Raw genomic sequence first — 3,546 nt, forward strand, 5'->3', positions numbered from 1 at the left:
ATCCCCACCCAGGTAATAGGCTGGACGCAATCAGCCCGTTACCGACCTTTTGGAAGGACCTCCGTGGAGCTCGCCTCGTACGCCGATCTCGCCGTTCGGCTGGTGAACACCGAGGAGCCCGAACGCGGCACCGACACGCTGACGTCCGTGGACGCGGTGCGCGGCCTGTTCTCCGACTCCTCGCGGGCCGCCGCACAGGCCGACGAGTCCGACCTGCCCCGGCTGCGGGCGGTGCGGACCAGGCTGCGCGGGGTCTTCGAGGCCGCCGCCGAGGGCGACGAGATCCGGGGCGTCGACCTGCTGAACAGCCTGCTGATGGAGTACCCGGTCAGCCCGCTGGTCTCCGGGCACGACTACCTGGACGACGCCGGCCGGCCGCGCTGGCACCTGCACCTGGCCGACAACTCGCCGACCGCCACCGCGCACTTCAGCGCGGTCGCCTGCATGGGCCTGGCCGTCCACCTGACCGAGCTGGGCGCCGACCGGCTCGGCATCTGCCAGGCCGCGCCCTGCCGCAACGCCTACCTGGACACCTCGACCAACCGCTCCCGCCGCTACTGCTCGGACCGCTGCGCGACCCGCGCCAACGTCGCCGCGTACCGGGCCCGCAAGCGCCAGGAGGCCGAGGCCGCGGCACTCGGCGCCGCCGGCTAGGTCCCCGGCAGGGCCCAGGGGGTCAGAGCTGCTCCGCCCAGACGCCCAGGCGGCGGGCCAGGCCCGGCACCCGGGCCAGCCGGGTGCTCAGCAGCAGCCGCTCCAGCCGCCGCCCCGGCGCCAGCCAGGCCGGGCGCGGGCGCAGCCTCAGCAGCACCCGGCCGAGCACCAGTTCGTCCGGGACCGGGCCGTAGCTTCGGCTGTCGCTGTCCACCGGCCGGTTGTCGGACAGCAGCCACCAGCCCCTCGGACGCCGCTCGGCGGCCCGCTTCACCACCAGCAGGTCCTGCTGGAAGGGGTGCCGGAAGAGCACCACCGCGCCGGGCCGGATCGGCGCGCCGTAGCGCACCAGCAACTGGTCGCCCTCGCGCAGGGTCGGGACCATCGACGGGCCCGCCACGTCGACCAGCCCGAACGGCACCGCGCCGCCGCCCCGCCCCCGGGGTTCCGTGCCCGCCGGTTCCGTACCCGCCGGTTCCGTGCTCCGCGCCACGACTCCTCCTCCCGGACCGCCCGGTCCCAGTCTGCCGTACGGACCGTCACCCCGTTCGATCCGTTCGATGTCCGGATTACCCCGGTTCCGGGTCCGCCTTTTGCCCTAGGCCCACCGCCCGATCGCGAAACCCCGGGGGCGGAAGGGTAATCTCGGGCGCGGGAAGACGATCTAAGGAAGGACTCCCATGTTCTCTCGTCTGTTTGCACCGCGCGCCACCGCCCACGCCCACTGTGACCTGCCCTGCGGCGTGTACGACCCGGCGCAGGCCCGGATCGAGGCCGAGTCGGTCAAGGGCACCCAGGAGAAGTACCAGGCCAACGAGGACCCGGCTTTCCGCACCCGCGCCCTGATCATCAAGGAGCAGCGTGCCGAGGCCGTCAAGCACCACATCTCGGTGCTGTGGAGCGACTACTTCAAGGCCCCGCACTTCGAGAAGTACCCGCAGCTGCACCAGCTGATCAACGACACCCTGAAGGCCGCCTCGGCCGCCAAGGCGTCCACCGACCCCGCCACCGGCCAGGCCCTGCTGGACCTGATCGCCGAGGTCGACAAGATCTTCTGGGAGACCAAGCAGGCCTGAGCCTGACGCGTCGCCACCCGACCGCCCCCGTCCGCGAGCCCGGACGGGGGCGGTCGTGCGTTCACGCCCCATCCGAGCCCGGTAAGGGTTGCCTAGCCTGAGTGGCTGTTATGCTGCCAGGGCGTCCGAGGGGGAAGTCCGGTGTGAATCCGGCGCTGACCCGCAACGGTGAGCACGGCCCCGGGGCCGTGCCAGCCCGATCGCCCCCGGCCGCTGAACTCCCGACAACTCGCCGTGGACTGCGAGGGGATGGCGCCCGGGCCCGCGCCCGACCGGTGCCGCCCCCGCGCACCCGCGGCCCGAGGCAAGGCGCACCGTGAGCAGCACCGCAGCCGCGGGCAGTGGCGCAACGAGCCCGCCCGCCCGCCGAATACCCGCCCTCCCGCTCGCCGTCGGCCTGGCCGCCGCCCTGCTGCTCTCGCTGCTCTGCGGCGTGGCGCTGGGCGCCTCCGGGATCGGCCTGCCCCGCGTCCTGCGGCTGCTGGCCGCCGGGCTGACGGGCGGACGGCTGGAGGCGGAGGAGGCCGCCGCCTACGCGATCGTCTGGGAGATCCGGCTGCCGCGCGCCGTGCTGGCCGCCGTGGTCGGCGCCGGGCTGGCCGCCACCGGGGTCGCCGTCCAGGCCCTGGTGCGCAACGCGCTGGCCGACCCGTTCGTACTCGGCATCTCCTCCGGCGCGGCCGTCGGCGCCAACGCGGTGCTGCTGCTCGGCGCCTTCGCCTCGCTCGGGGTGTGGGCGATCTCGGCCTCCGCGTTCGGCTCCGCGCTGGTCGCCATGGTGCTGGTCTACCTCGCGGCGCGGACGGCCTACGGGCTCACCCCGCTGCGGCTGGTGCTCACCGGCACCGCGCTCTCCTACGGCTTCTCCGCCGTCACCGCGCTGATGGTCTTCGCGGCCGCCCGCGGCGAGGCCGCCCGGGACGCCATGATGTGGCTGCTCGGCAGCCTCGGCGGCGCCACCTGGGGCTCGGTGCCGATCGCCGCCGCCACCGTGCTGGCCGGCCTGGCGTACCTGGCCTGCGCCGCCGGCCGGCTGGACGCGCTCGCCATGGGCGACGAGACGGCCGCCTCGCTGGGCGTGGACCCGGACCGGCTGCGCCGCGAGCTGTTCGTGGTGACCGCCGCCGTCACCGGCACGGTGGTGGCCGTCAGCGGGGCGATCGGCTTCGTCGGGCTGATGGTGCCGCACCTGGCCCGGATGCTGGTCGGCGCCGGGCACCGCCGGGTGCTGCTGGTCGCGCCGCTCGCCGGGGCGCTGCTGCTGGTCTGGGTGGACATCGTCTCGCGCACCCTGCTGGCGCCCGCCGAACTGCCGGTCGGGGTGGTCACCGCGGTGCTCGGGGTGCCCTGTTTCCTGCTGCTGATGCGCCGTCGCGGCTATTCCTTCGGAGGCCGCTGATGGATCTCGCCCTGGACTCCGTCTCGGTCGAGCTGGCCGGTGCCCGGCTGGTCCACGACGTCGCCCTGGACGCCGCCGCCGGGCAGGTGGTCGGACTGATCGGACCGAACGGCAGCGGCAAGTCGACGCTGCTGCGCTGCGTCTACCGGGCGCTGCGGCCGGCCGCCGGGGCCGTCCTGCTGGACGGCACGGACCTGCACGCGCTGACCGCGCGCGAGGCCGCCCGGCGGGTGGCCGCACTCCCCCAGGAGCACTCCGCCGAGTTCGACTTCACGGTGGCCGAGGTGGTCGCCATGGGCCGGCTGCCGCACCGGCGCGGCCTGGGTCCTGTGCGGGCCAGGATTGCGGGGCCGCGCCCCCCCGGGCGCCCCGCACAACCGCACCCCCCCGCCCCCAAAAAAGCGCCCAAAGCGCGGG

Annotated in this window: 5 protein-coding genes and 1 riboswitch; of the genes, 4 read left to right on the forward strand and 1 reads right to left on the reverse strand. The window is 74.7% G+C overall.

Annotation, left to right across the window (positions count from 1 at the left end; translation table 11 throughout):
- The first annotated feature begins 63 nt into the window (after positions 1 to 63).
- A complete protein-coding gene (locus ACFV6I_RS18955; protein WP_063347852.1) occupies positions 64 to 654 on the forward strand; it encodes a CGNR zinc finger domain-containing protein in 591 nt (196 codons plus the stop codon).
- 22 nt (positions 655 to 676) lie between these two features.
- On the opposite strand, the gene sodX is transcribed toward ACFV6I_RS18955, so the two are convergent.
- Positions 677 to 1,039 carry a nickel-type superoxide dismutase maturation protease gene (gene sodX, locus ACFV6I_RS18960; RefSeq protein WP_079136256.1) on the reverse strand — a complete coding sequence of 121 codons (363 nt, stop codon included), beginning with the start codon at positions 1,037 to 1,039 and terminating at the stop codon, positions 677 to 679.
- Positions 1,040 to 1,334: 295 nt separating this feature from the next.
- Here sodX and sodN point away from each other — a divergent pair, with 295 nt between their 5' ends.
- The 3 genes from sodN to ACFV6I_RS18975 all read left to right on the forward strand — a co-directional run.
- Positions 1,335 to 1,730: a superoxide dismutase, Ni gene (sodN, locus tag ACFV6I_RS18965; RefSeq protein ID WP_063347853.1), complete on the forward strand. Its 396-nt coding sequence runs from the start codon at positions 1,335 to 1,337 to the stop codon at positions 1,728 to 1,730.
- 88 nt (positions 1,731 to 1,818) lie between these two features.
- Positions 1,819 to 1,957: riboswitch (cobalamin riboswitch) on the forward strand.
- 89 nt (positions 1,958 to 2,046) lie between these two features.
- Positions 2,047 to 3,129 (forward strand): iron ABC transporter permease, encoded by a 1,083-nt coding sequence (locus tag ACFV6I_RS18970; protein ID WP_063347854.1) that lies wholly within the window; start codon positions 2,047 to 2,049, stop codon positions 3,127 to 3,129.
- Positions 3,129 to 3,546: ATP-binding cassette domain-containing protein (locus ACFV6I_RS18975; protein WP_380426446.1), on the forward strand; the 418-nt coding region annotated here is incomplete at its 3' end. The genes ACFV6I_RS18970 and ACFV6I_RS18975, both read left to right, overlap by 1 nt.

It is taken from the genome of Kitasatospora sp. NPDC059803 (assembly GCF_042732255.1).
In the GTDB taxonomy this organism is placed as follows: Bacteria; Actinomycetota; Actinomycetes; order Streptomycetales; family Streptomycetaceae; genus Kitasatospora.